Below are 26184 nucleotides of genomic sequence, written 5' to 3'. Positions count from 1 at the left end.
TTGAAGCCCCGGGTCATAGGTCCGAAATGACACGGCACGGACGGGAAATTGGCGACATGCTGCTGCTCATCGATAACTACGACAGTTTCACCTACAACCTCGTGCAATACGTGGGCGAGCTGGGCGCAAACGTGCAGGTGCACCGCAACGACGCGCTGGACGTGCAGGAGGCGATGGCGATGAAGCCCGCGGGCATCCTGTTGTCCCCCGGCCCCGGCACGCCGTCGCAAGCGGGCATCTGCAAGGCCCTGATCGAGGCGGCGGCGGACACGCGCACGCCGCTCTTGGGCGTCTGCCTCGGACATCAGGCCATCGGCGAGGTCTTCGGCGGCACCGTCACGCGCCATTCCGACATCGTGCACGGCAAGATGGGCACCATGCACCACACCGCCGCGGGCGTTTTCTCGGGGCTACCCACGCCCTTCGAGGCGACGCGCTATCACAGCCTTGTCGTGGCGCGCGACACCTGCCCGGATGTGCTTGATATCACGGCGGAACTCGACGACGGCACGATCATGGGACTGCAACACAAATCGCTGCCCATCCACGGCGTGCAGTTCCATCCCGAATCGATCCGCTCGGAACACGGGCACGCCCTTTTGCGGAATTTCCTCGACGTGATGAAGGTGCCCGCGTGAGTGACAGCCTGAAGCCCCTCATCGCCGCCGCCGCAGACCGCGCGCTCAGCCGCGAAGAGGCGGAGGCCGCGTTCACCACCCTTTTCGAGGGCGAGGCGACGCCGGCGCAGATGGGCGGCTTCCTGATGGCCCTGCGCACGCGCGGCGAGACGGTGGACGAATACGCCGCTGCCGCCGCCGTGATGCGCGCCAAGTGCAACAAGGTTCGCGCGCCCGAGGGCGCGATGGACATCGTCGGCACCGGGGGCGACGGCAAGGGCACGCTCAACATCTCGACCGCTACCGCCTTTGTCGTGGCGGGCGCGGGCGTGCCGGTGGCCAAGCACGGCAACCGCAACCTCAGCTCCAAATCCGGCGCGGCCGATGCCCTGACGCAGATGGGCGTCAACGTGATGGTCGGCCCGAAAGTCGTTGAAAAGGCTTTGGAAAAGGCCGGTATCGCCTTCATGATGGCGCCGATGCATCACCCCGCGATGGCCCATGTCGGCCCCGTCCGGGCGGAACTTGGCACGCGCACGATCTTCAACATCCTTGGCCCCCTGACCAACCCCGCAGGCGTCAAGCGCCAGCTGACGGGTGCTTTCAGTCCCGACCTCATCCGCCCCATGGCGGAAACCCTTGGGAAACTCGGGTCCGAACGCGCCTGGCTGGTCCACGGTGGCGACGGCACGGACGAGTTAAGCATTTCCGCCCCCAGCCAGGTGGCGGCGCTGGAAGAGGACGGCACGATCCGCGAAACTGAAATCCACCCCGAGGATGCGGGCCTGCCCGTCCACCCGTTCGAGGATATCCTGGGCGGCACGCCCGAGGAGAACGGCCGCGCCTTCCGTGCCCTGCTGGACGGGGCGCCGGGGGCCTATCGCGATGCCGTGCTGCTCAATGCCGCCGCAGCGCTGGTGGTGGCGGGCCACGCGGACGACCTCAGACAAGGCGTCGAACAGGCCCGCGACAGTATCGACAGCGGCGCCGCGAAATCGCGCATCGAAGCGCTTGCCAGAATAACATCGGAGGCCGCATGAGCACGCCGTCCATCCTTGAAAAGATCAAGGCCTACAAGCTTGAGGAAGTCGCCTCAGCCAAGGCCAACAAGCCTTTGGAAACGTTGGAAAACGAGGCCGCGAACGCTCCGCCCGTGCGCCCCTTTGGCGATGCACTCCTGCAGGCCAGCAAGACCGGCTTCGGCCTGATTGCCGAGATCAAGAAGGCCAGCCCGTCCAAGGGCCTCATCCGCGAGGATTTCGACCCCGCCGCGCTCGCCGCCGCCTATGCCGAGGGCGGCGCCACATGCCTGTCGGTCCTGACCGACACGCCCAGCTTCCAGGGCGCGCCCGAGTACCTGGTCCAGGCCCGCGAGGCGTGCGAGTTGCCGGTGCTGCGCAAGGATTTCCTCTATGACCCCTACCAGGTGGTCGAGGCCCGCGCCTGGGGCGCCGACTGCATCCTGATCATCATGGCCTCGGTCAGCGACGCTCAGGCGATCGAGCTTGAAGAGGCCGCCATCGCGCAAGGCATGGACTCGCTGATCGAGGTGCATAACGAGGAAGAGCTGGAGCGCACCGGCGTGCTGAAATCCAACCTTCTGGGCATCAACAACCGGGATCTGAACACGTTCGAGACCTCGCTCGACGTGACCAAGCGACTGGCCCGGCTGGCCCCCATCGAGCACCTGCTGATCTCGGAAAGCGGTCTTTACACCAATGCTGACCTGACCGAGATGGCACGCTACGGCACCCGCTGCTTTCTCATCGGCGAAAGCCTGATGCGGCAGGAGAACGTCACCGCCGCCACCCGCGATATCCTGTCGGGCTCCACCTCGGCGGCGCACGTCTGATGGCCGGGCTGACGCATTTCGACGGCAAGGGCGACGCGCACATGGTCGACGTCTCGGACAAGGACGTGACGAACCGCGTGGCGGTGGCCGAGGCGCACATCAAGATGGCGCCGGAAACGTATGATATCATTACAGAAGGCCGCGCCAAGAAGGGCGACGTCCTGTCCGTCGCCCGCCTCGCCGGCATCATGGGCGCCAAGCGCACGTCCGAGCTGATCCCGCTCTGCCACCCCCTGCCCATCGCCAAGGTCGCGGTGGAACTCACTCCCGACCCCGACCTGCCCGGCATCCGTATCGAGGCGACCGTCAAGACCACCGGCCAGACCGGGGTCGAGATGGAGGCTCTGACCGCGGCCAGCACCGCCGCCCTTACGGTCTATGACATGGCCAAGGCCGTGGACCGCGCGATGGAAATCGGCGGGCTGCGCGTTGTGCTGAAAGACGGCGGAAAATCAGGTCGTTACGAGGCGAAATGATCACCGTCGACGAGGCCCTTGACCATCTCTTCTCGCTCGTCTCACCTCTGGAGCCGGAAACCGTTCCCCTGCGCGAGGCGCATGGCCGGGTCCTCGCGCAATATGCCGAGGCGCGGCGCGATCAGCCGCCCTTCGATGCTTCCTCAATGGACGGCTACGCGCTGAAGGCATCCGAGGCCAAACCGGGCGCCAGTTTCGACGTCATCGGCGAATCCGCCGCCGGGCATGGGTTTGCGGGCTCCGTCGGCGCGGCCCAGGCCGTGCGCATCTTCACCGGCGCGCCGGTGCCCGAGGGCGCCGACAAGGTCGTGATCCAGGAGGACGTCACCCGCGACGGCGACCGCATCACCCTGGGCGACAGGCTGGAGGAGAAGCCGAACATCCGCCCCCGCGGCGACGACTTCCGCATCGGCGACCGGATCGAGGCGCCCCGCCTGCTCTCCCCCGAGGATGTGGCGCTTCTGGCGTCGATGAACGTGGCCGAGGTCACCGTCACCCGCAAACCCAAGGTGGCCCTCATCGCCACCGGCGACGAACTGGTCATGCCCGGCGAGGACCCCGGCCCGGACCAGATCATCGCGTCCAACTCCTTCGGCCTCTGCGCCCTTCTGGACATTCTGGGGGCCGAGCCCCGGATGCTGCCCATCGCCGGCGACACCCGCGAAGCGTTGGAGACCGCTTTCGACCTGGCGAAAGGCGCCGACCTCGTCATCACCATCGGCGGCGCGTCGGTAGGCGATCATGACCTCGTCGGCGCGGTGGCGGGCGATCTTGGCATGGAACGCTCCTTCTACAAGGTAAAAATGCGCCCCGGCAAACCCCTCATGGCGGGCCGGATGGGGAACGCGGCCATGCTGGGCCTGCCCGGCAACCCGGTCTCGGCCATGGTCTGCGGGCACATCTTCATGGCCCCGATGATCCGCGCCATGCAGGGGCTCGGCGCACACCCTGCCCCGCGTCTCTCTGCCAGGCTTGCTGCCGCCATGGGCCCCGGCGGCCCGCGCGAGCATTACATGCGCGCACAAGTGGAGGACGGCACCATCCTGCCCGAACGCAGCCAGGACAGCGGCATGCTGTCGGTGCTGGCCCGCGCCAATGCTCTGCTGATCCGGCCCGCCGACGATGCTCCCCGGGCGCAGGGCGACTGGATCGAATACGTTCCGATCTGACCGCTTATCCACAGACCCGTTGACACAAAACAAGAACATGCGTAGAACAAATGTAAACGCATGGATCGTGGAGACGTGGGAAAATGCTGACCAAGAAACAGCTCGATCTGCTGGAATTCATTCACAAGCGGGTGCAGCGCGACGGCGTGCCGCCAAGCTTTGACGAGATGAAGGATGCGCTGGACCTGCGCTCGAAATCCGGCATTCACCGCCTGATCACGGCGCTCGAGGAACGCGGCTTCATCCGCCGCCTTGCCCACCGTGCGCGGGCGCTGGAAATCATCAAGCTGCCCGAAAGCATGGGGGGCGACATGATCGGCGGCGGCGCGAGCGGCGGCTTCACCCCCCGCGTGATCGACGGCGACCGCTCTGAGGCCAGCCAACCCGCCAATGCCCAGCCGGTCGCACCGGTGCACGCGCTGGAACTGCCCGTCATGGGTCGCATCGCCGCCGGTGTCCCGATCGAGGCCATCGCCCATGCCAGCCACAACGTCGCCGTCCCCAGCGACATGATCGCCGGCCCGGGCCAGCATTACGCGCTCGAGGTCAAGGGCGACTCGATGATCGAGGCGGGCATCAACGACGGCGACGTGGTGGTGATCCGCGAGACGTCGACAGCGGATAACGGCGATATCGTCGTGGCGCTGGTGGACGACCAGGAAGCGACGCTGAAGAAATTCTATCGCCGTGGCAATGCCATCGCCCTTGAGGCCGCGAACCCGGCCTACGAGACCCGCGTCCTGCCCGAGGACCAGGTCAAGGTGCAGGGCCGCCTCGTGGGCCTTATCCGCACCTACTGACGTCTGTCGGACGGCCGCCGGCGGTCCGTGTTCCAAAGCCGCGCGCCGGTCATGTCGCGGGCGGTGACGACGCGCAGCCCGCCCGTCTCGCGCCAGATTGCCAGTGCCCCCGTTTCCTTCAGAGTACCAGGATGGATCGCGCGGCATGGCAATTCGGCCTGCGGCACGTTGTTGAACACCACCCATTCCTTCGCGGCGCACTCGGTGAACTCTTCCGCCGCCCGCTTGCCCCTGACGGCGGTGATAGGCCAGCCGTCGCCGCCCGCCACCTTGGTCCAGCGGGCAAAGGCCCCCTCCTGATCCACCGGATCGCCGTCATTCTCCAGCCAGTTCATCGCGACGAAGCCAGAGGCACGGCCCGTGGACAGCGCCCGCCCCTCGGGCGTCATCACTCCCACCAGCCCGCCGGTGTCGGAGACAAGGATATCGGGCCGCTCCGCCTGCGCCCACAGCACGAAGGCCGCCGCCACAGGAAGCACGCCGGCAAACCGCGCCCGCCCCTGCCACAGCACCACGAAAAGCGCCCCCAGCGACAGAAGCGGCAGCACCCAGGGCCCCGGCCGCACCACCGTGCCCCGCGCGCCCTCCAGTCCCGAGACCCAATGCGCCACGCCCAGGATCCACTCCAGCGCGGGCTGCATCACGCCCAGTGCCAGCCCTTCCAGCCCCAAGGGCATCAAAAGGCCCGCCAGCACCGCCATCGGCATCACCAGCGCGCCCATCAACGGCACGCTCATCAGGTTCGCCACCAGCCCGAAATGCGCAATCTGGTTGAAATGCGCCGCCGCGATGGGCGCCGTGGCCAGCCCCGCCACGAAGGACGACATCACCACCGCCCAGACCGGCCGCATCCACTTGGGTCCCACACGCCAGTCAAGGTCGCGCAAGGCGCCGAAGACCGCCACCAGCGCCGTCGTGGCGGCAAAAGACATCTGGAAACCGGGGCCCATCAACGCCTCGGGCCGCAGCACCAGGATGATGCAGGCCGCCAGCGCCACCGCCCGCAAGCTGAGCGCCCGCCGGTCGGCCAGCACCGCCAGCAGCATCACCGCCACCATGACGAAGGCCCGCTCCGTCGCCACGTTGCCGCCCGACAGCGCAAGGTATCCCGCCGCCGCCACCAACGCGCCCACCGCCGCGATCTTCTTCGTCGGCAGGCGCAGCCCCCAGCCCGGCACGGCAGCCATCCCCAATCTCAGCGCTGCAAAGACGAACCCGGCCAACAGCCCCATATGCAGACCGGAAATCGCCAGCAGGTGCGCCAGGTTCGACACGCGCAGCGCCGTCAGCGTCTCCTGTCCCATGTCAGAGCGGTCCCCGGTCATGATCGCGGCGGCAAAGGCCCCGGCCTCGCCCGGCATCTGCGCCTGAATGCGCCCCGACAGCGCCATGCGCGTCTTGAACAGCACCTGCCCGCCCTGCGCCGGTTCCAGCAGCAGGACAGGCGTGCGCGTGTAGCCTACCGCGCCCAGCCCCTTGAACCACGCGTGCCGCTGGAAATCGAAGCCGCCCGGCTCCACCGGGCCCGCGGGCGGCGACAGGTGCGCGGTCAGGATCAGCGTCTCGCCAGGTTGCGGATCGGCCCCCTCTGCCGCGCCGTGAAACGACACCCGCACGCGTCCCGGCGTGATATCGGGACCCATGTTGCGCAGCACCACCCGGTCCAGCGTCACCCGCAGCGCGTCCGAGTTCGAGCGATCGATATCCACCACGCGTCCCTCGACAGGCCCGTAATAGCGCCAGCCCAGCTTGGCATCCGCCACCCCATGCGCCCGGGCGGCGGCGATGCACAGCCCAAGCGCCACCAGCGCCCCGGCCCAGATCACCGGCGCCAGTCCCGCGCCGATCAGGCGCAGTACCACAAGCGCCACGCAAACGCCTCCACCAAGCGCTGCATAGACCCACAGCGGCGGCTCGGACTTCAACCCGAAATAGAGCGCGATGCCACATGCCAGCATCACCGGCACCCAATGAAACAGGTGCCCGCGCTGATCCATCCACGCGGCGACCGCACGCTGCCAAAGCACCAAGGCTTGTCTCCCTTTTCATGGGCCGATAGACAGGCACCGTTAACGATACGTCTCCCCTCCTTACCGAAAGGTTAACCGGCCCCATGTCGCAGCCAGTCGTCACCCGTTTTGCCCCCTCGCCGACCGGATACCTGCATATCGGCGGCGCGCGCACGGCGCTGTTCAACTGGCTTTTCGCGAGGCGTCACGGCGGGTCTTTCCTCCTCAGGATCGAGGATACCGACCGCGCCCGCTCGACCCCCGAGGCGACGCAGGCCATCCTCGACGGGCTGGCATGGCTGGGCCTCGACCATGATGGCGAGGCGGTCAGCCAGGCCGCCCGCGCCGACCGTCACGCCGAGGTGGCGAACGAATTGCTGGCCAGGGGCCAGGCCTACAAGTGCTTCGCCACGCAGGAGGAAATCCAGGCGTTCCGCGACGCGGCCAAGGCCGAGGGCCGCTCCACCCTCTACCGCAGCCCGTGGCGCGACGCCGAGCCCGCGACGCATCCCGACGCGCCCTACGTCATCCGCATCAAGGCCCCGCTGGACGGCACGACCACCATTGCCGACAAGGTGCAGGGCGACGTCACCATCCGCAACGATCAGCTTGACGACATGGTCCTGCTGCGCTCGGACGGCACGCCCGTCTACATGCTGGCCGTGGCGGTGGACGATCACGACATGGGCGTCACGCACGTCATCCGCGGCGACGACCACCTCAACAACGCCGCCCGCCAGATGCTGATTTATTCGGCGATGGGCTGGCCGCTGCCGGTCTACGCCCACATCCCGCTGATCCACGGCCCCGATGGCAAGAAAATGAGCAAGCGGCACGGCGCGCTCGGCGTCGACGAGTACCAGAAACAGGGCTACCCGGCGGCGGGCATGCGCAACTACCTCGCCCGGCTGGGCTGGAGCCACGGGGACGACGAATTTTTCACGGATGACCAGGCGAAAGAGTGGTTCGACCTCGACGGAATCGGCAAATCTCCCGCCCGCTTCGACTTCAAGAAGCTGGAAAACCTATGCGGCCAGCACATTGCCGCCGGCGACGATGCTGCGCTGCTGCATGAACTGAACGACTATCTTGACGCGACGGCATCCGATCCGCTGCCCGAACCGAAGCAGGCGTTGATGCGCGACGGCATGTATTGCCTCAAAGAACGCGCGAAGACCTTCCCGGAACTTCTTGATAAGGCGCAGTTTATCCTGGCGGACCGGCCTGTCGAGCCGGACGAGAAAGCCGCGGCGCAGCTTGACACTGTATCCCGTGGTATACTGAGAGAATTGACGCCGCACTTGCAAAATGCTAACTGGTCGCGCAACGATCTGGAAGAGGCCGCGAACGCGTTCGCGGCGTCCAAGGATATCAAGTTCGGCAAGCTGGCCGGCCCGATGCGGGCCGCGTTGGCCGGTCGGGCGGCAACACCGAGCGTGTTTGACATGATGCTGGTCCTGGGCCGGGAGGAATCCCTCGCCCGACTGAATGATGCTGCCTCAAAGAGTGGGTAACACTCTTGAAAGGTGTGCTGTATTAAGCAGCCAAGACGCGCCGCGCGTCACGGCTTGACGAGGGAGACCCTGATGGCAGACAGTACCAAATCCGCAAAACTGACGATCGGCGACAAGGAATACGAACTTCCGGTCTATTCCCCCACCGCCGGCCCGGACGTGATCGACATCCGCAAGCTCTATGCCGAGGCGGGCGTGTTCACCTATGACCCCGGCTTCACCTCGACCGCCAGCTGCGACAGCACGATCACCTATATCGACGGCGGCAAGGGCGAGCTTTTGCACCGCGGCTACCCGATCGACCAGCTGGCCGAGAAATCTCACTATCTCGAGGTCTGCTACCTGCTGCTCTATGGCGAGCTGCCCTCTGCCGCGCAGCTGGAGGATTTCGAGAATCGTGTGACCAACCACACCATGCTGCACGAACAGATGCACTTCCTGTTCCGCGGCTACCGTCGGGATGCGCACCCGATGGCGATCATGGTGGGCGTGGTGGGCGCGCTTTCCGCCTTCTACCACGACAGCACCGACATCTCCGACCCGTGGCAGCGCGAGGTCGCGACGATCCGCCTGATCGCCAAGATGCCGACCATCGCCTCGATGGCCTACAAGTACACGCTGGGCCAGCCCTTCGTCTATCCGCGCAACGACGTGGACTACGCGTCGAACTTCCTGCGCATGTGCTTTGCCGTCCCGGCCGAGGATTACGAGGTCAACCCGATCCTTTCCCGCGCCATGGACCGCATCTTCACGCTGCACGCCGACCACGAGCAGAACGCCTCGACCTCCACGGTCCGGCTGGCCTCGTCGTCGGGCGCCAACCCCTTCGCCTGTGTCGCCGCGGGCATCGCCTGCCTCTGGGGTCCGGCCCATGGCGGCGCCAACCAGGCCTGCCTGGAGATGCTTCAGGAGATCGGCACGCCGGACCGCATCCCGGAATTCATCAAGCGCGCCAAGGACAAGGACGATCCGTTCCGCCTGATGGGCTTCGGCCACCGCGTCTACAAGAACTTCGATCCCCGCGCCAAGGTGATGAAGCAATCCGCAGACGAGGTGCTTGACCTTCTTGGCATCGAGAACAACCCGACGCTGCAAGTGGCCAAGGAGCTTGAGAAACAGGCGCTGGAAGATTCCTACTTCACCGAGAAGAAGCTCTTCCCGAACGTCGATTTCTACTCGGGCATCATCCTCGAGGCGATGGGCTTCCCCACCTCGATGTTCACGCCCATCTTCGCGCTCAGCCGCACGGTCGGCTGGATTTCCCAGTGGAAGGAAATGATCGGCGATCCGCAACTGAAAATCGGCCGCCCGCGCCAGCTCTACAAGGGCGAGACGTTGCGCGATTACGTGGACATGGAAAACCGCTGAGCGCAGAGACAATCAATGCGACAACGCGACAACGCCCCGCCCATGCGGGGCGTTTTGCGTTGCGGCAGCGATATATACTGCAAATCGTCAGATTTTTATCGGAAAGCGCGACCATTTTCGGCGTGGATTTACCGGCTGTTCAGCCCTCTGCTCCATGATGGCCCAAGCTTGGGAAAGCGAGGGCTCTACATGGTCACAATCGGCACTCTGTTAGTTATCGGCGCCGCGATGGCGGGGCTCGTAGGCGTTGGCGGCCTCGGCGTGCCAGAGCTTGAACAGGACGACCTCGACCGCACGTCCGCCGATACCGATCCCGATGCAGATTCACATGCCAAGCCGGACGCCGCCCTGCTGCTGGGCAGCGACAGCGCCGAAGCGCTGACCGGCGGGCGCGGCGGCGACTGGCTCTTGGGCCTGGGTGGCGACGACACGCTGTCGGGCGGCGCGGGCGGCGATGTGATCATCCCCGGCGATGGCGCCGACGCGGTGTCGTCAGGCGACGGCTCCGATTTCGTCGAGGCGGCGAATATCGTCGAAGAGCAGGCCCTTCGCGCATCAGCCGTCAAGGCCACGGACATCTTCGGCGTCACTTTCGATTATGACCTGCCTGCCAGATCCGACGCGGGCGACAATATCGACCTTGGCGAAGGGGACGACACGGTTGTGGCCGGCTCCGACGACACGGTCGCCGGTGGGCCGGGAAAGGACGAGTTTGCCCTGGGCGACTGGATCGAGGGCGGCACCCCGGTCAAGATCGCCGATTTCGACGCGGCAGAGGATATCATCACCTTCGTTTACGACCGCGCCGGCGACACCCCCGACCTGTCTGTCGAACGCAACGAGGCCACGGGCGTCACCACGATCCTGGCCGACGGCCGCTCGGTCGCCGTGCTGCGCGACGCCAGCCCGGAGTTTTCTCTGCGCAACATCGCCGTCGGGCGCTACACGGCCTGAAAGGTTACCCCGCTCCGGCCCCGGCGGCTCGTCAAGCGTTCGATTTTCGCGGCATCGTTCCACGCATGGCGAAAATGCTCGGCGATCTGCCTGTAATATGTCAACAGCCTCGCCATGCTCAGCCCCGGCGACAGCATCCAGCTCAGCGACGTGGAACCGGTCGGCCTCTCGGCCTGATCAGCGCCCCTCGTATTCCGGCTTGCGCTTGTCCAGAAAGGCGGTCACGCCTTCCTGGAAATCCCGTGTCCGGCCGCATTCGCCCTGCAACTGCGCCTCGAGGTCTAGCTGCTTGTCGAACCCGTTTTCCCAACTGCCGCGCACCGCGCGCTTGATCCCGCCATAGGCCGCCGTCGGCCCCTTGGCCAGCTGCGCCGCCCGCGCCTGCCAGTGCATCTCGAACGCGTCATCCTCGACCGCTTCCCAGATCAGGCCCCAGGCATCCGCCTGCCGCGCCGAAATCGGCTCGGCGAACAGCGCCGCACCCATCGCCTTGGCCGCGCCCACCTGCCGCGGCATCCAATAGGTGCCACCCGCATCTGGGATCAGCCCGATCCGCGCGAAGGCCTGCAGGAAATAGGCGCTCTCGGTCGCGATCACCACGTCAAAGGCCAGCGCCAGGTTCGCCCCCGCCCCCGCCGCCGGTCCGTTCACCGCCGCGATGGTGGGAACCGGGCAGTCGGAAATCATCCGCAGCATCGGCTCGTACTCGTCGCGCAGCACGCGCTCCACGTCCAGCGCCGCCGCCGTTCCGTTGTCCGACAGATCCTGCCCCGAACAGAACGCCTTGCCGTTGCCGGTCAGCGCCACCACCCGCGCCTCGCGACTTGCGCGCTGCATCGCGTCGGTGATCTCGGCCCGCATCTGGGTGTTGAGCGCGTTCATCTTGTCGGCGCGGTTCATCCGCAGCACGGCGATGTCGTCACTCAGGTCGTATGTCAGGGTCTGATAGGTCGTCATCGGCCGGGCCTCCATCTGGCGTGTGTCGCCAATCAACCCCGCCTTGCCGCCAATTGCAACGCGCGACGGCGCGTCAGTCCTTCATGATTTCGCGCAGCCGCGCCTCTTCGGCGGCACTCAGCCCCGCCTCGTCCTCCGGTTTCGCGCCCGCGCGCCCCCGGATATAGACCGCCGCCAGCAGCCCGCCCAAAAGCAGCATCACCGGCCCGGCCAGCCATAGCACCAGGTTGCTGCCGCTCGCCACCGGGTTCAGCAGGACGTATTCGCCATAGCGATCCACCACGAACTCCACGACCTCCTCGTCGCTGTCGCCCGCCACCAGCCGCTCGCGCACCAGCAGGCGCAGGTCGCGGGCCAGGTCGGCGTTGGAGTCGTCGATGCTCTCGTTGCGGCACACCAGACAGCGCAGGCCCGAGGAAATCTCCCGCGCGCGCTTCTCCAGCGCCGGATCGTCAAGAATCTCGTCCGGCTGCACCGCCCAGAGCGGCGAGGCCAGAAGGCAGAGGATCAGGACCAGCCGTTTCATTCCGCCGGCACCCCCACGGCCCGGGTCTTGCGCGCCCCCGCCGCCACGCGATAGCGCCGGTCCGAGAGCGACAGCGCGCCCCCGATGGCCATCAGGATCGCACCGCCCCAGATCCAGTTCGCCAGCGGCTTGTAATAGGTCCGCACGGCCCAGCCGCCCGCCGCCTGCTCGTCGCCGATCACCACATACACGTCCCGCAGGAAACCGTTGTCGATGGCCGCCTCGGTCGTCGGCATCCCCGCCACCGGGTAGACCCGCTTTTCCGGGGTCAGCCGGCTCACCACGGATCCGCCCTTCGACAGTGTCACATCCGCCATGGTCGAGAGGTAATTCGGCCCCTCCACCTCGCGCACATCGTCGAGCGTGATGGTCAGCCCCGACACCTCGAAACTGTCGCCCACCTGCGCCACGCGGATATCCTCGGCCTCCCAGGCCAGCATCCCCGCGATGCCCGCAATTGTGACGCCAAAGCCCGCATGCGCAACGGCCTTGCCCCAGTCGGCCCGCGGCAGGCGTCTCAACCGTGCCACACGGCCCCCGCCCCGGCCCGTGCGGCTCCACAAATCGACCGCCGCGCCCGACACCAGCCAGGCTGCAAGGAACAGGCCCACGGGTCCAAGCGCGCTGCGCTCCGTCTGCAGCGCGAAGGCCAGCGCCCCCACCGCCACGGCCAGCGCAAAGGCGCCCGCCAGCGGCCGCAGCACCCGGCCCAGATTGCCCCGCTTCCACGGCAGCATCGCGCCCACCGGCAGGATCAGCCCCAACACCACCATGAATGGGGTGAACGCCATGTTGAAGAACGGCTCGCCCACGCTCAGCTTTCGGTCGAACATCAGCTCCGAGATCAGCGGCCAGATCGTGCCCACGAAGATGACAAAGGCCGACACGCCCAAAAGCACGTTGTTGGCCACCAGCATGGTTTCCCGGCTCAGCAGGCCGAACACCCCCTTGGCCTGCATCGCCCCCGCCCGCAAAGAGAACAGTGTCAGACCCAGCATCATGAAGAACCCGGTGATCATCAGCAGGAACACGCCCCGCTCCGGGTCCGTCGCAAAGGCATGGACCGAGGTCAGCACGCCCGAGCGGGTGATGAACGCGCCGATCATGGAAAACCCGAAGGCGATGATGGCCAGCAATATGGTCCAGCTTTTCAGCGACTCGCGCTTTTCCACCACGATGGCCGAATGCAGCAGCGCGGCGGCGATCAGCCACGGCATGAAGCTGGCGTTTTCCACCGGGTCCCAGAACCAGAACCCGCCCCAGCCCAGCTCGTAATAGGCCCACCAGGACCCAAGCGCGATGCCGATGGTCAAAAAGATCCACGCCGCCAGCGTATAGGGCCGCACCCACCGCCCCCAGGCCGCATCGACCCGGCCCTCGATCAGGGCCGCCAGCGCGAAGGAATAGGTCATCGAGAGGCCCACATAGCCGAGGTAGAGGAACGGCGGGTGGAAAGCCAATCCCGGGTCCTGCAACAGCGGGTTCAGATCGCGCCCGTCGAAAGGCGGCACCGGCATCCGCAGAAACGGGTTCGACGTGAACAGGATGAAGGCGAAGAAGGCCACACCGATCAGGCCCTGGATCGACAGCACCCGCGCCTTCAGCGTCGGCGGCAGGTTGCCCCCGAACCACGCCGCAAAGGCCCCGAACAGCGTCACGATCAGCACCCACAACAGCATCGAGCCTTCGTGGTTGCCCCAGACACCGGTGATCTTGTAAATCATCGGCTTGGCCGAGTGGCTGTTGGCCACCACCAGCTCCAGCGAGAAATCCGAGGTCACGAAGGCCCAGGTCAGCGCCGCGAACGCCCCCAGCGTCAGCACGAATTGCAACGTCGCGGCGGGCTCGGCCACGGCCATCCACCCCGCCCATCGCTTGTGCGCGCCGATCAGCGGCACGACCGACTGAAAGCACGCCACGAAGAAGGCGAGGATGAGGGCGAAATGTCCAAGCTCGGTAATCATGGCCCGGTTATAATCGCCCCGGGCGCCGCCTCCAACGTCTTTCGGGTGCGACGGGTGATCACATTGCCGCGGGGATACGCGGCCGGCCATGAGCCGCGCCATCGATGCCCCCCGGGGTGGCGATCCAACTTTCGGGCTAGAGCACTTTATCCCCGCCAAATCCGAAAAACGTTCAGGCGCAGTGCCCGCATCGGCCAAATCGCCGCCCCCTGGGTGGGGGGGCAGCGATGGCGCGGCGGCGCAGCAAGCTGCACCTTGATTCCGCGCGGGTGGCTGGATGCGCAACGCCGTCCCGGACTTGATCCGGGACCTCGCCTGCCAAAAGATCCCCGGATCAAGTCCGGGGATGACGGACAGCACACGCGGCCGGAGTCGTGCTTCGCGCCACCAGCCCGCGCGACCCTACCGTCCGTGGCTCGCCTCCTGCCACTCCCGAAGGGCCGGGTTCGGCTCGCCGCCGACCTCCTGCACCTGCAACGCTAGCCCCGCATCATGCCCGGTATCGGCCACCCCCACGCTCCCCGCCTCCAAGGCGCGCAAGGATCTCAGGTTGCCCACCACCTGCGGTGTACGGGCCATGGTGGCGGCGATGGAGCGCTGGAACTCCTGCCCCTTCGCCTGATGCCGCGCGCCGAAATAGAAGCTGACGATCGCCCCCAGCAGCCACCATAGCGGCTCGGGCACCAGCGCAATCCCCTGCATGCGCTCGGAAAACCAGATCGGATCGACCATTGCCGCCACGAACAGCCCCAGCGTGCCAAGCGCCATGGCCGGGCGCGGCACCCGGTTCAGCCCGTCGATGAACCGGTCGTACCAGCCCTTGCGCCCGGCCTCGAACTCGGCGGCCAACTGCGCCAGCGCCGCGCCTTGCAACCCGGCGGCACGGGCGTCGGATCTCTCGGCATTCACCCGGAACACCTCCGCCGTTTCCGCCACCGCATTGCGCCCGCCGCCGAAGATCAGGCTCAGGACCGTCTCGATCAATCCCATTTCGCCACCCGGTCCCGAAACTCCGCAGGGGTCATGTGATAGCGCGACGAGATGAACGCCTCGGCCCGCCGGATCCAGCCGCCCTTGCCGCCGGCCCGGTTGCGCGCGAACTTGCGCGACGCGGGGCGCTGATCGGCCAGCCGGAAATAGTAATTCCGCCGCGCGATCCCGTAGGCATCGGCGATATGCAGCGGCGCGACACCATGCGCAAGCTCCGCCGCCTCGATGGTCTGCGGCCCGATGATGCCGTCGACGGCCACATCGTGCCCCATCTGCCGCAACAGCCGTTGCAGGATCTTCACCGCGTTGGCCCCGGCATTCACGTACATGTCGAACACGCTGGCCTGCAAAACCTGCGGCAGCCGCGCGATGCCGGGCCGGTGGTAATAGTGGTCAATGAAAATGTCCTGCGCCTGCGCCCGGCTCAGACGGCGCACATCGGCCACGTCCACATCCCCGTCCCGGTCCAGGTCCAGCCCGAGCCGTCGCATCGTATGGATGGTCACACCATGATTGGTGGCCCCGCCCGGGTCGTCGGGGTCGTTCACGAACCCGCCTTCCCGCGCCAGGATATCCTTTGCGATCTCCGAGACAGTCTGCATTCCGCGCTCCCTTGGCCAGCGATGTGAACTCGCCGGCAAGGGTCGTCAGGATTGGTTAACGCGGGGTCTAGCTACCGTCCGGTTCCTGGTAGACGCCCTGTTCCTTCAGCGCATCGACCACTTCCTTGGGCATGTATTCCTCGTCATGCTTGGCAAGGATCTCGGTCGCGGTGAACACCCCGTCCTCGTAGCGGCCCAAGCCGACCATGCCCTCGTTCTCGCCAAAAAGATCGGGCAGAACGCCGGTATAGCGCACCGGCACCGACGCCCCGCCATCGGTCACACTGAAACTCACGGTCTCGCCCTCGCCACGCACCAGCGTGCCTTCCTCGACCAGCCCGCCGATACGGAACGTTTCCGAGGGGCTGGGTGGCTCGGCCATCACCTGGCTGGGCGAGCGGAAGAAGTTGATGCCGTCGCGCATCGCATACCCAATCAGGCCCGTGGCCAGAACCAGCGCAATCGCCGTCACGGCAATGATCTGCACGCGCCTTTGTTTCTTCAGTGATTTCATCGCGCTACCCCGTTCTCCTCAGGGAAACTACGGAAACACCGGGGCCAGCATCAGCCCCGTCGTCTCGTCGATACCTAGCATCAGGTTGGCGTTCTGCAACGCCTGCCCGCTCGACCCCTTGGTAAGGTTGTCGAGCGCGCCGACCACGATGGCCCGCCCGTCGATCCGGTCCGCGACCACACCGATATGACAAAAATTGCTGCCCCGCACATGCCGCGTGCTGGGTCCTTCGCCATAGGGCAGCACCTCGATGAAAGGCTCGTCGGCATAGGCTTTGTAAAGCGTCTCGTAAACGGCCTTCGCCTCGCCCTTCACATATCCCGTCGCAAGGATGCCCCGGTTCGCCGGCACCAGATGCGGCGTGAACTGGATGCGCACGTCCCGGCCCGCGATGGCGGAAAACTCCTGGTCGAATTCGCCCAGGTGCCGGTGCGTGCCCCCCAGGGCATAGGCGTGATACCCCTCGGACAATTCGGCGTGCAGCAGGTTTTCCTTCAGGCTCCGTCCGGCCCCCGACACCCCGCATTTGAGATCGAGGATGATGTTGTCGAGGTCGATCACCCCCGCCTCGATCAAGGGCCGCAGCACGTACTGCCCCGTCGCGGCGTTGCACCCCGTCCCGGCCACCAGCCGCGCGCCCCGGATGGCATCGCGGTAAAACTCGGTCAGGCCATAGACGGCCTCTTTCTGCATCTCCACCGCCGAATGGGGGTTGCCGTACCATGTCTCATAGGCGTCCGGGTCGCGCAGCCGGAAATCCGCGCTCAGATCCACGATCTTCAGATCGCGTGGCAGGCCTGCGATAACCTCCTGGCTGGTCTTGTGCGGCAGGGCGCAGAAACACAGGTCGATCCCGGAAAAGTCGATCTCGTCGATCGTCACCAGCGACGGCAGGTCGAGGTGCCGCAGATGCGGAAACGCCTGGCTCATGGTCTGCCCGGCCTTGGAATTGGCCGACAGCGCGGCAATCTCCAGGCCCGGATGGGTGGCGATCAGACGGACAAGTTCGGCGCCGGTATAGCCCGAGGCGCCCAGAATGGCGATTTTATGGGTCATATCAGACCTCTTTCATCAGTTGTTGGTCATGTAAGGAAGAATGCGCGCCCCCGCAATGCGACGCGCTGGCCTCAGGCGGCCTGAAACGTGATCCCTCGTCGCAGGAACTGCGTCGCCCGGTCCGAGGTGCGCTTGGGGTCGCCCGTGGTCAGGAACCGCACGCCGGTCCCCCCTTCGACCATCTCGGGGTGCCGCTTGAGGTAATCGGCCAGGCTCGCCGCCACCAGGTTGGGCTGCGAATAGACCTGGACATCCGGTCCCAAAGCGGCCTGGAACACGTCCTCGACCAGCGGGTAATGCGTGCAGCCCAGAACAGCGGCCTGCGGATTGGGCATCTTTCGCTTCAGCGCATCCACATGGCTGCGCACCAGCGCCTCGGCCAGGATCATGTCCCCGTCCTCGATGGCGTCGACCACCCCCCCGCAGGCCTGCGCCTCGACATCCACGCCTATGGCGCGGAACGCCAGTTCCCGCTGGAAGGCCCGGCTGCTGACTGTCGTGGGCGTGGCGAACAGCGCGGCATGCTTCACTGCCACCTCGCGCGGGGGCGAGTTGTCGCCCCATTGCCGCTCGGTCAGCGCCTCGATCAGCGGCACGAACACCCCCAGCACGCGTTTGCCCTTCGGCACGCCTTCCTCCTGCATCCGCCGCAGCGCAGCCGCGGACGCCGTGTTGCACGCCAGAATCACCAGGTTGCAGTCCTCGTCATGCCACAGCCGCTGCACATGGGCCTTGGTGCGGACAAAGATATCCTGCGCGTCGCGCACGCCATAAGGCGCGTTGGCGTTGTCGCCCAGATACACCAGCGCCACCTCCGGCAGCCGCGCCTCCACGGCGCTCAGAACCGTCAGGCCGCCAAGCCCGCTGTCGAAAATCCCAACTGCCATCTGTCCTGCGCTGCCCGCGCCCCTAGTCGTATTCAAAGCCAATCTCGTCCGGGTTCACCGGACGTGTGCTAAGCTCATACGTCTTGTGCCGCAGAAACGCCATCAAGGATTTCGTGTCCCCGGTGCGTGCGCGCAATTCGTCCTGCGGAATGGGCTGGCCCACCACGACCTGAACGCTGGTGTCCACGCGCTTGGTGAATTCCTTGATCAAAAGGCCCATGCGCAGGGTGGTATGCAGGTGACTGGCCAACTGGAACAATCGGCTGGTATGCCCCTCGAAGAAAACCGGCACTACAGTGGCGTCGGACTTGGCGATCATCCGCGCCGTGAACCCACGCCAGCCGGGGTCTAGCGGTTGGGCAAAGGGTTTCGCGGCCGTACTGACCGTACCGCCGGGAAAAATCCCGATGGCGCCCCCGCCCTTCAGGTAGTCCAGCGCCGTCTTCCGCGTCTCGATATTCAGCGCGACGGCCTCTTTCGTCTCGTCGAAACTGATCGGCAGGATGATCCGGTTCAGATCTTCGGCCTTGCGAAAAACCTGATGCGCCAGGATGCGGAAATCGCCCCGCGTCTGACTCAGGATGTGGCCCATCATCAGCCCGTCCAGAATGCCATAGGGGTGGTTCGCGATCAGGATCAGCGGCCCGGTGCGCGGAATGTTGTCCAGGCTCCCGCCCACCACGTCCAGCGTCAGGCCATAGCGCTCCACCATCACCTGCCAGAAATCGCGCCCCGCCGCGACCTCCTGCTCATAGCCTGCCGCCCGTTTGATCAACCGGATGCGGCCCGTCAGGTTCTCCATCGTGCGGATCATGGCGCGCCCCCCACGGGTCTGCGCCGAATAGGCGTAACTTATGTCACGGGCCACGTGGCGTTCCTGGCGCATCTCACCTTCCGTCTCGATTCGCGTGCATCCATTTACATCGCCCCGCCACGTAACAGGGCGATGAAAGTTCGATGACCAAAGCCGGCGCGGTCTACTGTGCCGCCCGCGCCACGTCCTGCCCGCCGTCGCGGATCACCTGCAAAAGATGCTCGCGCTGCTTGGCGGCCTTGCGGGCATTCTCCATCTTCACCGGCCCGAATCCGCGGATCTGCAGCGGCAGTTCCGCCAGCGCCACGATGGCGTCCTGGGTCCTGCCGTCCAGCTTGGGCAGAACCTCGGCCATGTCGGCCTCGTATTCGCGGATCAGCGCACGCTCCATCCGCCGCTCCTCGCTGTAACCGAAGATGTCCAGCGGCGTGCCACGCAGGCCCTTGAACTTCGCCATCAGGCGCATCGGCTTTTCCATCCATGCGCCGAACTGGCGTTTCTTCGGCCGCCCGTCCGGGCCTGTCTTGCTCAGGATCGGCGGCGCCAGGTGAAAGGTCATGTCGAAGTCGCCCGCAAACTCTTCCTCGGCCTTTTTCCGGCTCTGGATCAGCAGGCGCGCGACTTCGTATTCGTCCTTGTAGCTCAAGAGCTTGTGATAGCCCAAGGCCACCGCCTCGCGCACCTGTTCGTTCTCGATTTCATCGACCAGCTTGCGATACCGCCGGGCCAGCCGCTTGCCCTGGTAGTCGACCAGGTGGGTCTCGCGAAAGGCGATCTTCTCCTCCAACGACTTCGGCTTTTCCACCACGTTCGGCGTGACCATACGGTCTGCCTCCTCGGGATGCTCGGCGGCCCAACGCCCAATCTCGAAGGCCCGCAGGTTGCGCTCCACGGCGGCCCCGTTCAACTCGATCGCCGCATCGATCGACGCTTTGGACAGGGGCACAAGCCCCCGCTGCCACGCCGCGCCAAAGATGATCATGTTGGAAAAGATCGCGTCTCCCATCGCCACCCGCGCCAATTCGCTGGCGTCGAACAGAACCACATCGTCGCGCAGCCGCGATTGCAGCGACAGCGCAAGCTGGTCGGTCGGGATGGTGAACTCGGTGTCACGGGTGAAATCGCCGGTCATGATCTCGTGGCTGTTGACCACCGCGCCGGTGCGTCCGGCCCGCGTCAGGCCCAGCGTCTTGGCCCCGGCACTGACCACCAGATCGCCGCCGATCAATGCATCCGCCTCGCCCGTGGCGACACGTATGGCGCTGATATCGCTCGGCTTCTCGGCAAGGCGACAGTGGATATGCACCGCACCGCCCTTCTGGGCAAGGCCGGCCATCTCCATCATGCCAGCGCCCTTGCCGTCGATCTGCGCCGCCTGCGCCATCACCGCGCCGATGGTCACGACGCCGGTGCCGCCCACGCCGGTGATCACCACGTTATAGGTGCCATCGATCTTTGGCAGCGCAGGGTCCGGCAGATCCGGAAGGTCCAGATCGGCCGAGGCTTCTTTTCGAATCTTCGCCCCTTCCAGCGTCACGAAGGACGGGCAGAAGCCCTTGAGGCAGGAAAAGTCCTTGTTGCAGCTCGACTGGTCGATCGCGCGCTTCCGGCCCAGTTCCGTCTCCTTCGGCACGATGGCGACACAGTTCGACTGCACCCCGCAATCGCCGCAGCCTTCGCAGATATCGGTGTTGATGAAGACCCTCTTGTCGGGGTCCGGAAATTTGCCCCGCTTGCGGCGGCGGCGTTTCTCGGCGGCGCAGGTCTGTACGTAAATAATGGCCGATACGCCCTTGATTTCCTGAAATTTCTCCTGCACCTGCATCATCTCTGCCCGCTCGTGCCAACCGATGCCCGACGGAAAGTGCGACTTCTCCGGCTCTTCCTTCTCGTCGTAGACCACCGCGATGTGCTCCACGCCCATCGACTGCAACTCGCGCGCAATCCGGTCCGGCCCCAGCCCGCCTTCGTTGGTCTGCCCGCCGGTCATGGCGACCGCGTCATTGTAAAGGATCTTGTAGGTGATGTTCACACCCGCCGCGAGCGCGGCGCGAATGGCCAGAACGCCCGAATGGTTGTACGTGCCATCCCCAAGGTTCTGGAACACATGCTCGCGGTTCGAAAACGGCGCCTCGCCGATCCAGTTCGCGCCTTCCGCGCCCATATGCGTGAACCCGCTGGTCTCGCGGTCCATCCACAGCGACATGATGTGACACCCGATCCCGGCATAGGCCCGCCCGCCCTCCGGCACCTTGGTCGAGGTGTTGTGCGGACAGCCCGCGCAGAAATAGGGCAGCCGCGCCGCCAGCTCCTGTGCATTGTCCGATTTCTTAGCCTCTTCAATCAGTTGCAGCCCGGCTCTAACGCGGTCCGTGCCGCGACCTTCCTCCACCAGGATGGTCCCGATCTTCTCGGCCACCATCACCGGATCCAGCGCCATGCGCGTCGGGAACAGCTCTTCGGAATGCAGGCCGCCGGCGCCGCCCTTGTACCAGCCATAGACGCGCCGCCCCTGCCGGTCGTCGAAAATCGCCTCCTTGATCTGGATCTCGATCAGCTTGCGCTTTTCCTCGACCACCACGATCAGGTCCAGCTCCTCGGCCCAATCGTGAAAGCCCTTCATGTCCATCGGAAAGGTCTGGCCGACCTTGTAGGTCGTCAGCCCCAGCCGCTCGGCCTCGGCGGCGTCGATCCCCAGCATGTCCAGCGCGTGCGTCAGGTCCAGCCAGTTCTTGCCTGCGGCCACGAAGCCGATCTTCGCGCCGGGTTTGCCCCACATCCGCTTGTCGATTTTGTTCGCGTGGGCAAAGGCTTCGGCGGCGTACCTCTTGTGGTCGATCATCCGCGCTTCCTGCGCGATCCAGTGATCGCCCAGCCGGATGCTCAGCCCGCCCTCGGGCATGTCGAACTCCGGCAGAACGAAATTCATCCGGTCCAGACTGCCATCGACGACGCTGGTCACCTCCACCGTGTCCTTCATCGTCTTCAGCCCGGCCCAGACGCCCGCAAAGCGCGACAGCGCGAAACCATACAGACCGAAATCCAGGATCTCCTGCACCCCGGCAGGCGACAGCACCGGCATGTAGGCATCGACCAGCGCCCAGTCCGACTGGTGACAGACCGTGGAACTCTCGCCCGTATGGTCGTCCCCCATCGCCATCAGCACGCCACCCAGCGGGGCCGTCCCGGCCATATTGGCGTGCCGCATCACGTCGCCCGAGCGGTCCACCCCCGGCCCCTTGCCGTACCACAGGCCAAAGACGCCATCGTGCTTGCCCTCGCCGCGCAGCTGCGCCTGTTGCGTCCCCCACAGGGCCGTCGCCGCCAGATCCTCGTTCAGACCCGGCTGGAAGGTCACGTTCGCCTCCGCCAGCACCTTTTCCGCCCGCGCCATCTGCATGTCGACCGCGCCCAACGGCGAGCCGCGATACCCCGTCACGTAGCCGGCGGTGTTGTGCCCCTCGGCGCGGTCCCGCGCGGCCTGCATCAGCATCAGCCGCACCAGAGCCTGCGTGCCGTTCAGCAATATCTGAGATTTGGACAGGTCCAACCGGTCATTGAGGGAAATCTTCTGATCGCTCATCTCGTCCTCCCGTGGCGATTGCGCAATTCCGCGCAACTGCTAAGTATATAGGCGTGTATTAGGTCAATATACGTGACCTAACGCAAAGTTTCACGTGTTTTCCACGCTATCGGCTGTGATCCGCGAATGTTTTTCTGCTATTGCGCGTGCGGGGATTGGATCGAATTGAAAGTTGCGAAATGGATTGGGACAAACTGAGAATATTTCACGCGGTGGCCGATGCCGGCAGCCTCACCCATGCCGGTGACCAGCTTCACCTGTCGCAATCGGCGGTCTCGCGCCAGATTCGCGCGCTGGAAGAATCACTCAACGCCACACTCTTCCACCGCCACGCCCGCGGCCTGATCCTGACCGAACAGGGCGAGCTTCTGTTCGACGCCACCCGCGCGATGGTCAAGCGGCTGGATGCCGCCACCGCCCGCATCCGCGACAGCGAGGAGGAAGTGTTCGGCGAGTTGCGCGTGACCACCACCATCGGCTTCGGCACACTCTGGCTCGCCCCGCGCCTGCCCAAACTGTTCGAGACCTATCCCGAGCTCAACATCGACCTGATGCTCGAGGAACGCGTCCTCGATCTGCCCATGCGCGAGGCCGACGTCGCCATCCGCATGAAGGAGCCCAGCCAGGCCGATCTCATCCGCAAGCGGCTGATGATGATCAACATGTGCCTCTTCGCCACGCAGAAATACCTCGACGAGCGCGGCACGCCCGAAAAGATGGAAGACCTCAGCCAGCACCGCATCCTGTGCCAGAATCCCCGCTCGGCCCAGGTCGGCGCGGGTGCCACGCTGGTCAGCGAACTGATGACCTACGACATCCCCTCGCTGCTGACGGTGAACAACTATTACGGCGTGCTGCAAGGCGTGCTCAACAATCTCGGAATCGGCGTGCTACCCGACTACCTGGGCCAGGATTTCCCGCAGATCGTGCGCGTTCTGCCCGAGGTACAATCCTCCGACGTGCCGGTGTTCCTCGCCTACCCCGAAGAGCTGCGCCACTCGCAGCGCATCAAGGCGTTCCGCGACTTCGTCCAGGAAGAGATCATAGCCTATCGCAAAAACGTCGCGAAATAAGGCATTTCGCGCCGTTCGCTGCCGCCGAAATAGCAGCCATGCGGCAACAGCATAGCAGGTTTTCACCTGGTGCGGCCTGTTTGCCCTTGATCGCTCGAAAATCGGGCACTAATTGCACGGCATGACGGTGATCAACCCGATCACTTCATACCTCCCTGTTGGACTATGGCCGAGCTTATTGCTCGGCCTTTTTTTGCTCAGACCACCGGGATCTCGCCCCCCGCCAGCGGCGACAGCGCCCGCGGCTGGCCGTCGGTGATCGCGATCACCTCCTCGTGCACCATGCACAGGCCCCCGGGCCGGTCGATCCCCGGCTCCAGCGTGATCACCATGCCGGGTTCCAGCACCGTCTCGTCGTGCGCGGTCAACGACAGCCCCTCGGTCAGCTGCATCCCCAGCCCGTGGCCCAGCCGCCCTGCCGTCTCGCCCGCGCCCACGGTACCCGCCATGGCCCGCCACAGGTCGCAGGCGCGTGCGCCGGGCCGGGCAATCTCCATCGCCGCCGCCGTGGCCTCAAGCAGTCGCGCATGGGCCTCTGCCACTCCGTCTCCCACGTGACCCACAGCAAAATTGCGGTCGAAATCGCAGAAATACCCGTCCCACACCGCGCCGGTGTCCAACATCAGCACGTCGCCTGGGCAAAGCGGCGTCTCCGGCGCCGGCGAAATCACATCCGCGTAGCCACCCTGCGCCGCGCCCCCGGCAAGATAAGGCACCCAATCCGCGCCTTCCTCCAGCAACAGGCGCTGGAAGTCCCGGAACACCTCTGCCAGGGGGCGGCCTTCCCCCGCAATCTCGGGCACGCGCGCAAACGCCCGCCCCGCGACCCTGCAGGCGGTCTCGATCTTAGCGATCTCGGCGGGAGACTTGACTGCCCGCAGCCGCGCCACGATCCCGGCATCGCCGGTAAACGCCAGACCGGCCAGGTCCTTCACCCGCGTGAAATCCATCAGCGGCATCCGCAGATGCGTCTCGTAACCCATCGGCACGCCAACGGGGCCACCCACCTCGCGCAGCGTTGCAGCCAGCAGGCTCACCCCGTCATCCTCGGGCGCAGGCGCGGGCCAGGTGCGGATGTCCTCGACCCATGTGCGCCCCATCAGCGCCGCCCCGATCGACGGGATCACCGCCTTGGGCGGGCCCTCCCGCGGCACCACCACGAACCACGGGCGGCTGGGGCTCTCCCAGAACCGCGTCAGAAAGCCGGTGAAATAGCGCACATCCGCCTCGGTCGTCAGCAGCAGCGCGCCCAGCCCCGCGCGGTCCATCAGCATCTGCGCCCGCGCGGTGCGGGTCTCGTATTCCGCGCGGTCGAAACCCCGCTTCATCCGTCTGACTGCTCGCTCAGGATGCACAGCGCCCGCGCCTCCGCGCCAAGGCCCATCAATCGCGCGGCCGCCAACCCCGCCGCCCCTGATTCCGTGCTCTCCAGCCCCATCAGATTCAACTCCGGCAGCACTGCCGCCGCCTCCTCTTCGGTGATGGTCGCAAAGTCGTCCGCATCGCGCGACAAGCCCCGCAGCGCGATCAGCGACGGCTCCTTGCAGTCCAGCCGCCCCATGGCCGAGACCGGGCCTTCCGTGGCGACGGGCCGCCCCGCTTCGATGCTGGCCTGCAACGCCGGGGCCGCTTCGGGCTCCACCACGATGATCCGTGGCGCGGCGCCCCAATGCGCGCGGAAATAAGCCGCGCAAGCCCCCGCCAGCCCGCCGACCCCGGCTTGCAGGAAGATATGCGTCGGCACCTCCGGCATCTGCCGCACGGCCTCCTCGGCCATCACCAGGTAGCCTTCCATCAGCCGCCAGGGCAGGTCCACGTAGCCGGGCCAGGAACTGTCCGACAAGAGGGTCCAGCCGTTCGCCTCCGCAGCCTGTTCGGCGGCCTCCATGCTGGCCTCGTAGTCTGCCCCGGCCCGCACCACCTCGGCGCCCATGTCGCGCAGCCGTGCTGCAAAGCTTTCAGGCACCGTCTCGGCGATATAGACCACCGCCTTCGCCCCAAACACCTTGGCCCCGGCTGCCACCGACATCCCGTGATTTCCGGCACTCGCGGTCACGTAAGTGCGCCCCGCCAGCGCGTTCGCCCAATCCTCCGCCCCCGCCGCCGCGGCCTCGTGCGCGATCACATAGGCCGCCCCAAGCGCCTTGAAGCTGCCCAGCCCCATGCGCCCGCGCTCGTCCTTCACGAAAAGCGTCGTGCCGAAGGCCTCCCGCCGCTCCAGCGGCGTCACCCCATGCGCCGGACACTCCCCCAACAGCCGCAACGGCGCGGCGGCGTCCACGCTTGCGCCGGGGATCTCGGTCAGCACCCCGTCCACCAGCCCCTGCCCGCGCCACGGGTTCTCGATGATCTTCATGGCAACTCCCTTTCGCCCAACCCGACGGCATCGCGCGGCATCCGTCAAGGCCCATGGCACGCACCGCGCCGCACCCCCTTCCCCCCGCCGCGCGCATGGCCTA

At 66.0% G+C, this 26184-nt stretch carries 23 protein-coding genes; 10 read left to right on the top strand and 13 right to left on the bottom strand.

Annotated features, from left to right (window positions below):
* The first annotated feature begins 56 nt into the window (after window positions 1-56).
* The 6 genes from RBB31_RS16095 (at window position 57) to lexA (ending at window position 4914) form a co-directional block, all read left to right on the top strand.
* Window positions 57-638, top strand: coding sequence for an aminodeoxychorismate/anthranilate synthase component II (locus RBB31_RS16095; RefSeq protein WP_306130323.1), 582 nt, complete (start codon window positions 57-59; stop codon window positions 636-638).
* Window positions 635-1657 carry an anthranilate phosphoribosyltransferase gene (trpD, locus tag RBB31_RS16090; protein ID WP_306130322.1) on the top strand — a complete coding sequence of 341 codons (1023 nt, stop codon included), beginning with the start codon at window positions 635-637 and terminating at the stop codon, window positions 1655-1657. Before RBB31_RS16095 ends, trpD begins: the two co-directional genes overlap by 4 nt.
* Window positions 1654-2469, top strand: coding sequence for an indole-3-glycerol phosphate synthase TrpC (trpC, locus tag RBB31_RS16085; protein WP_306130321.1), 816 nt, complete (start codon window positions 1654-1656; stop codon window positions 2467-2469). Before trpD ends, trpC begins: the two co-directional genes overlap by 4 nt.
* A complete protein-coding gene (moaC, locus tag RBB31_RS16080; RefSeq protein ID WP_306130320.1) occupies window positions 2469-2945 on the top strand; it encodes a cyclic pyranopterin monophosphate synthase MoaC in 477 nt (158 codons plus the stop codon). Before trpC ends, moaC begins: the two co-directional genes overlap by 1 nt.
* Complete coding sequence (gene glp, locus RBB31_RS16075) at window positions 2942-4114, top strand: gephyrin-like molybdotransferase Glp (protein ID WP_306130319.1); 1173 nt, start codon at window positions 2942-2944, stop codon at window positions 4112-4114. Before moaC ends, glp begins: the two co-directional genes overlap by 4 nt.
* 83 nt (window positions 4115-4197) lie before the next feature.
* Window positions 4198-4914: a transcriptional repressor LexA gene (gene lexA, locus RBB31_RS16070; protein WP_306130318.1), complete on the top strand. Its 717-nt coding sequence runs from the start codon at window positions 4198-4200 to the stop codon at window positions 4912-4914.
* Here the strand turns inward: lexA and RBB31_RS16065 are convergent.
* Window positions 4908-6941, bottom strand: coding sequence for a ComEC/Rec2 family competence protein (locus RBB31_RS16065; protein ID WP_371931340.1), 2034 nt, complete (start codon window positions 6939-6941; stop codon window positions 4908-4910). The genes lexA and RBB31_RS16065 overlap by 7 nt on opposite strands.
* Before the next feature lie 86 nt (window positions 6942-7027).
* Between RBB31_RS16065 and gltX the strand changes: the two genes are divergently transcribed.
* The 3 genes from gltX (at window position 7028) to RBB31_RS16050 (ending at window position 10759) form a co-directional block, all read left to right on the top strand.
* Window positions 7028-8437 (top strand): glutamate--tRNA ligase, encoded by a 1410-nt coding sequence (gene gltX / locus RBB31_RS16060; RefSeq protein WP_306130317.1) that lies wholly within the window; start codon window positions 7028-7030, stop codon window positions 8435-8437.
* Window positions 8438-8509: 72 nt separating this feature from the next.
* Window positions 8510-9805 (top strand): citrate synthase, encoded by a 1296-nt coding sequence (gene gltA, locus RBB31_RS16055; protein ID WP_306130316.1) that lies wholly within the window; start codon window positions 8510-8512, stop codon window positions 9803-9805.
* 189 nt (window positions 9806-9994) lie between these two features.
* Window positions 9995-10759 carry a hypothetical protein gene (locus RBB31_RS16050; protein ID WP_306130315.1) on the top strand — a complete coding sequence of 255 codons (765 nt, stop codon included), beginning with the start codon at window positions 9995-9997 and terminating at the stop codon, window positions 10757-10759.
* Between the two features lie 177 nt (window positions 10760-10936).
* On the opposite strand, the gene RBB31_RS16045 is transcribed toward RBB31_RS16050, so the two are convergent.
* The 10 genes from RBB31_RS16045 to RBB31_RS16000 all read right to left on the bottom strand — a co-directional run bounded on the left by RBB31_RS16045 (window position 10937) and on the right by RBB31_RS16000 (window position 22652).
* A complete protein-coding gene (locus tag RBB31_RS16045; protein ID WP_306130314.1) occupies window positions 10937-11716 on the bottom strand; it encodes an enoyl-CoA hydratase-related protein in 780 nt (259 codons plus the stop codon).
* Between the two features lie 73 nt (window positions 11717-11789).
* Window positions 11790-12242 carry a cytochrome c-type biogenesis protein gene (locus tag RBB31_RS16040; protein ID WP_306130313.1) on the bottom strand — a complete coding sequence of 151 codons (453 nt, stop codon included), beginning with the start codon at window positions 12240-12242 and terminating at the stop codon, window positions 11790-11792.
* Window positions 12239-14206: a heme lyase CcmF/NrfE family subunit gene (locus RBB31_RS16035; protein WP_306130312.1), complete on the bottom strand. Its 1968-nt coding sequence runs from the start codon at window positions 14204-14206 to the stop codon at window positions 12239-12241. The genes RBB31_RS16040 and RBB31_RS16035 overlap by 4 nt, the downstream gene beginning before the upstream one ends.
* A gap of 402 nt (window positions 14207-14608) precedes the next feature.
* Window positions 14609-15196, bottom strand: coding sequence for a holin family protein (locus RBB31_RS16030; RefSeq protein ID WP_306130311.1), 588 nt, complete (start codon window positions 15194-15196; stop codon window positions 14609-14611).
* On the bottom strand, window positions 15187-15798 hold the full coding sequence (locus RBB31_RS16025; RefSeq protein ID WP_306130310.1) for a holin-associated N-acetylmuramidase: 612 nt from the start codon (window positions 15796-15798) through the stop codon (window positions 15187-15189). The genes RBB31_RS16030 and RBB31_RS16025 overlap by 10 nt, the downstream gene beginning before the upstream one ends.
* 67 nt (window positions 15799-15865) lie before the next feature.
* Window positions 15866-16312, bottom strand: coding sequence for a cytochrome c maturation protein CcmE (gene ccmE / locus RBB31_RS16020; protein WP_306130309.1), 447 nt, complete (start codon window positions 16310-16312; stop codon window positions 15866-15868).
* Window positions 16313-16339: 27 nt separating this feature from the next.
* The gene (gene argC, locus RBB31_RS16015; protein ID WP_306130308.1) at window positions 16340-17368 is read right to left on the bottom strand and encodes an N-acetyl-gamma-glutamyl-phosphate reductase; all 1029 of its coding nucleotides are present in this window, start codon (window positions 17366-17368) and stop codon (window positions 16340-16342) included.
* Window positions 17369-17439: 71 nt separating this feature from the next.
* Complete coding sequence (locus tag RBB31_RS16010; RefSeq protein ID WP_306130307.1) at window positions 17440-18255, bottom strand: glutamate racemase; 816 nt, start codon at window positions 18253-18255, stop codon at window positions 17440-17442.
* A gap of 22 nt (window positions 18256-18277) precedes the next feature.
* Window positions 18278-19141 (bottom strand): lysophospholipid acyltransferase family protein, encoded by an 864-nt coding sequence (locus tag RBB31_RS16005; RefSeq protein WP_306130306.1) that lies wholly within the window; start codon window positions 19139-19141, stop codon window positions 18278-18280.
* Window positions 19142-19232: 91 nt separating this feature from the next.
* Window positions 19233-22652, bottom strand: coding sequence for an indolepyruvate ferredoxin oxidoreductase family protein (locus tag RBB31_RS16000; protein WP_306130305.1), 3420 nt, complete (start codon window positions 22650-22652; stop codon window positions 19233-19235).
* Between the two features lie 179 nt (window positions 22653-22831).
* Here RBB31_RS16000 and RBB31_RS15995 point away from each other — a divergent pair, with 179 nt between their 5' ends.
* On the top strand, window positions 22832-23725 hold the full coding sequence (locus RBB31_RS15995) for a LysR family transcriptional regulator (protein ID WP_306130304.1): 894 nt from the start codon (window positions 22832-22834) through the stop codon (window positions 23723-23725).
* A 197-nt stretch (window positions 23726-23922) separates the two neighbouring features.
* Here RBB31_RS15995 and RBB31_RS15990 read toward each other — a convergent pair whose 3' ends face one another.
* Both RBB31_RS15990 and RBB31_RS15985 read right to left on the bottom strand, forming a co-directional pair.
* Window positions 23923-25053 carry a Xaa-Pro peptidase family protein gene (locus tag RBB31_RS15990; protein WP_306130303.1) on the bottom strand — a complete coding sequence of 377 codons (1131 nt, stop codon included), beginning with the start codon at window positions 25051-25053 and terminating at the stop codon, window positions 23923-23925.
* On the bottom strand, window positions 25050-26081 hold the full coding sequence (locus RBB31_RS15985; protein ID WP_306130302.1) for a pyridoxal-phosphate dependent enzyme: 1032 nt from the start codon (window positions 26079-26081) through the stop codon (window positions 25050-25052). Before RBB31_RS15985 ends, RBB31_RS15990 begins: the two co-directional genes overlap by 4 nt.
* Window positions 26082-26184: the final 103 nt, after the last annotated feature.

The organism is Roseovarius sp. MMSF_3350, assembly GCF_030733425.1.
Taxonomy (GTDB): Bacteria; Pseudomonadota; Alphaproteobacteria; order Rhodobacterales; family Rhodobacteraceae; genus Roseovarius.
This window is presented reverse-complemented; position numbering and strand designations above follow the sequence as displayed.

What these genes read in the sequence shown, in the direction of transcription:
- moaC (WP_306130320.1), top strand. Translation starts at nt 2,469, where the DNA reads ATGGCCGGGCTGACGCATTTCGACGGCAAGGGCGACGCGCACATGGTC.
- ccmE (WP_306130309.1), bottom strand. Translation starts at nt 16,312, where the DNA reads ATGAAATCACTGAAGAAACAAAGGCGCGTGCAGATCATTGCCGTGACG.
- RBB31_RS15995 (WP_306130304.1), top strand. Translation starts at nt 22,832, where the DNA reads ATGGATTGGGACAAACTGAGAATATTTCACGCGGTGGCCGATGCCGGC.
- RBB31_RS16045 (WP_306130314.1), bottom strand. Translation starts at nt 11,716, where the DNA reads ATGACGACCTATCAGACCCTGACATACGACCTGAGTGACGACATCGCC.
- trpC (WP_306130321.1), top strand. Translation starts at nt 1,654, where the DNA reads ATGAGCACGCCGTCCATCCTTGAAAAGATCAAGGCCTACAAGCTTGAG.
- RBB31_RS16025 (WP_306130310.1), bottom strand. Translation starts at nt 15,798, where the DNA reads ATGCAGACTGTCTCGGAGATCGCAAAGGATATCCTGGCGCGGGAAGGC.
- RBB31_RS15985 (WP_306130302.1), bottom strand. Translation starts at nt 26,081, where the DNA reads ATGAAGATCATCGAGAACCCGTGGCGCGGGCAGGGGCTGGTGGACGGG.
- RBB31_RS16010 (WP_306130307.1), bottom strand. Translation starts at nt 18,255, where the DNA reads ATGGCAGTTGGGATTTTCGACAGCGGGCTTGGCGGCCTGACGGTTCTG.
- RBB31_RS16040 (WP_306130313.1), bottom strand. Translation starts at nt 12,242, where the DNA reads ATGAAACGGCTGGTCCTGATCCTCTGCCTTCTGGCCTCGCCGCTCTGG.
- RBB31_RS15990 (WP_306130303.1), bottom strand. Translation starts at nt 25,053, where the DNA reads ATGAAGCGGGGTTTCGACCGCGCGGAATACGAGACCCGCACCGCGCGG.
- RBB31_RS16050 (WP_306130315.1), top strand. Translation starts at nt 9,995, where the DNA reads ATGGTCACAATCGGCACTCTGTTAGTTATCGGCGCCGCGATGGCGGGG.
- lexA (WP_306130318.1), top strand. Translation starts at nt 4,198, where the DNA reads ATGCTGACCAAGAAACAGCTCGATCTGCTGGAATTCATTCACAAGCGG.
- argC (WP_306130308.1), bottom strand. Translation starts at nt 17,368, where the DNA reads ATGACCCATAAAATCGCCATTCTGGGCGCCTCGGGCTATACCGGCGCC.
- RBB31_RS16095 (WP_306130323.1), top strand. Translation starts at nt 57, where the DNA reads ATGCTGCTGCTCATCGATAACTACGACAGTTTCACCTACAACCTCGTG.
- RBB31_RS16035 (WP_306130312.1), bottom strand. Translation starts at nt 14,206, where the DNA reads ATGATTACCGAGCTTGGACATTTCGCCCTCATCCTCGCCTTCTTCGTG.
- glp (WP_306130319.1), top strand. Translation starts at nt 2,942, where the DNA reads ATGATCACCGTCGACGAGGCCCTTGACCATCTCTTCTCGCTCGTCTCA.
- RBB31_RS16005 (WP_306130306.1), bottom strand. Translation starts at nt 19,141, where the DNA reads ATGCGCCAGGAACGCCACGTGGCCCGTGACATAAGTTACGCCTATTCG.
- gltA (WP_306130316.1), top strand. Translation starts at nt 8,510, where the DNA reads ATGGCAGACAGTACCAAATCCGCAAAACTGACGATCGGCGACAAGGAA.
- gltX (WP_306130317.1), top strand. Translation starts at nt 7,028, where the DNA reads ATGTCGCAGCCAGTCGTCACCCGTTTTGCCCCCTCGCCGACCGGATAC.
- RBB31_RS16000 (WP_306130305.1), bottom strand. Translation starts at nt 22,652, where the DNA reads ATGAGCGATCAGAAGATTTCCCTCAATGACCGGTTGGACCTGTCCAAA.
- RBB31_RS16030 (WP_306130311.1), bottom strand. Translation starts at nt 15,196, where the DNA reads ATGGGATTGATCGAGACGGTCCTGAGCCTGATCTTCGGCGGCGGGCGC.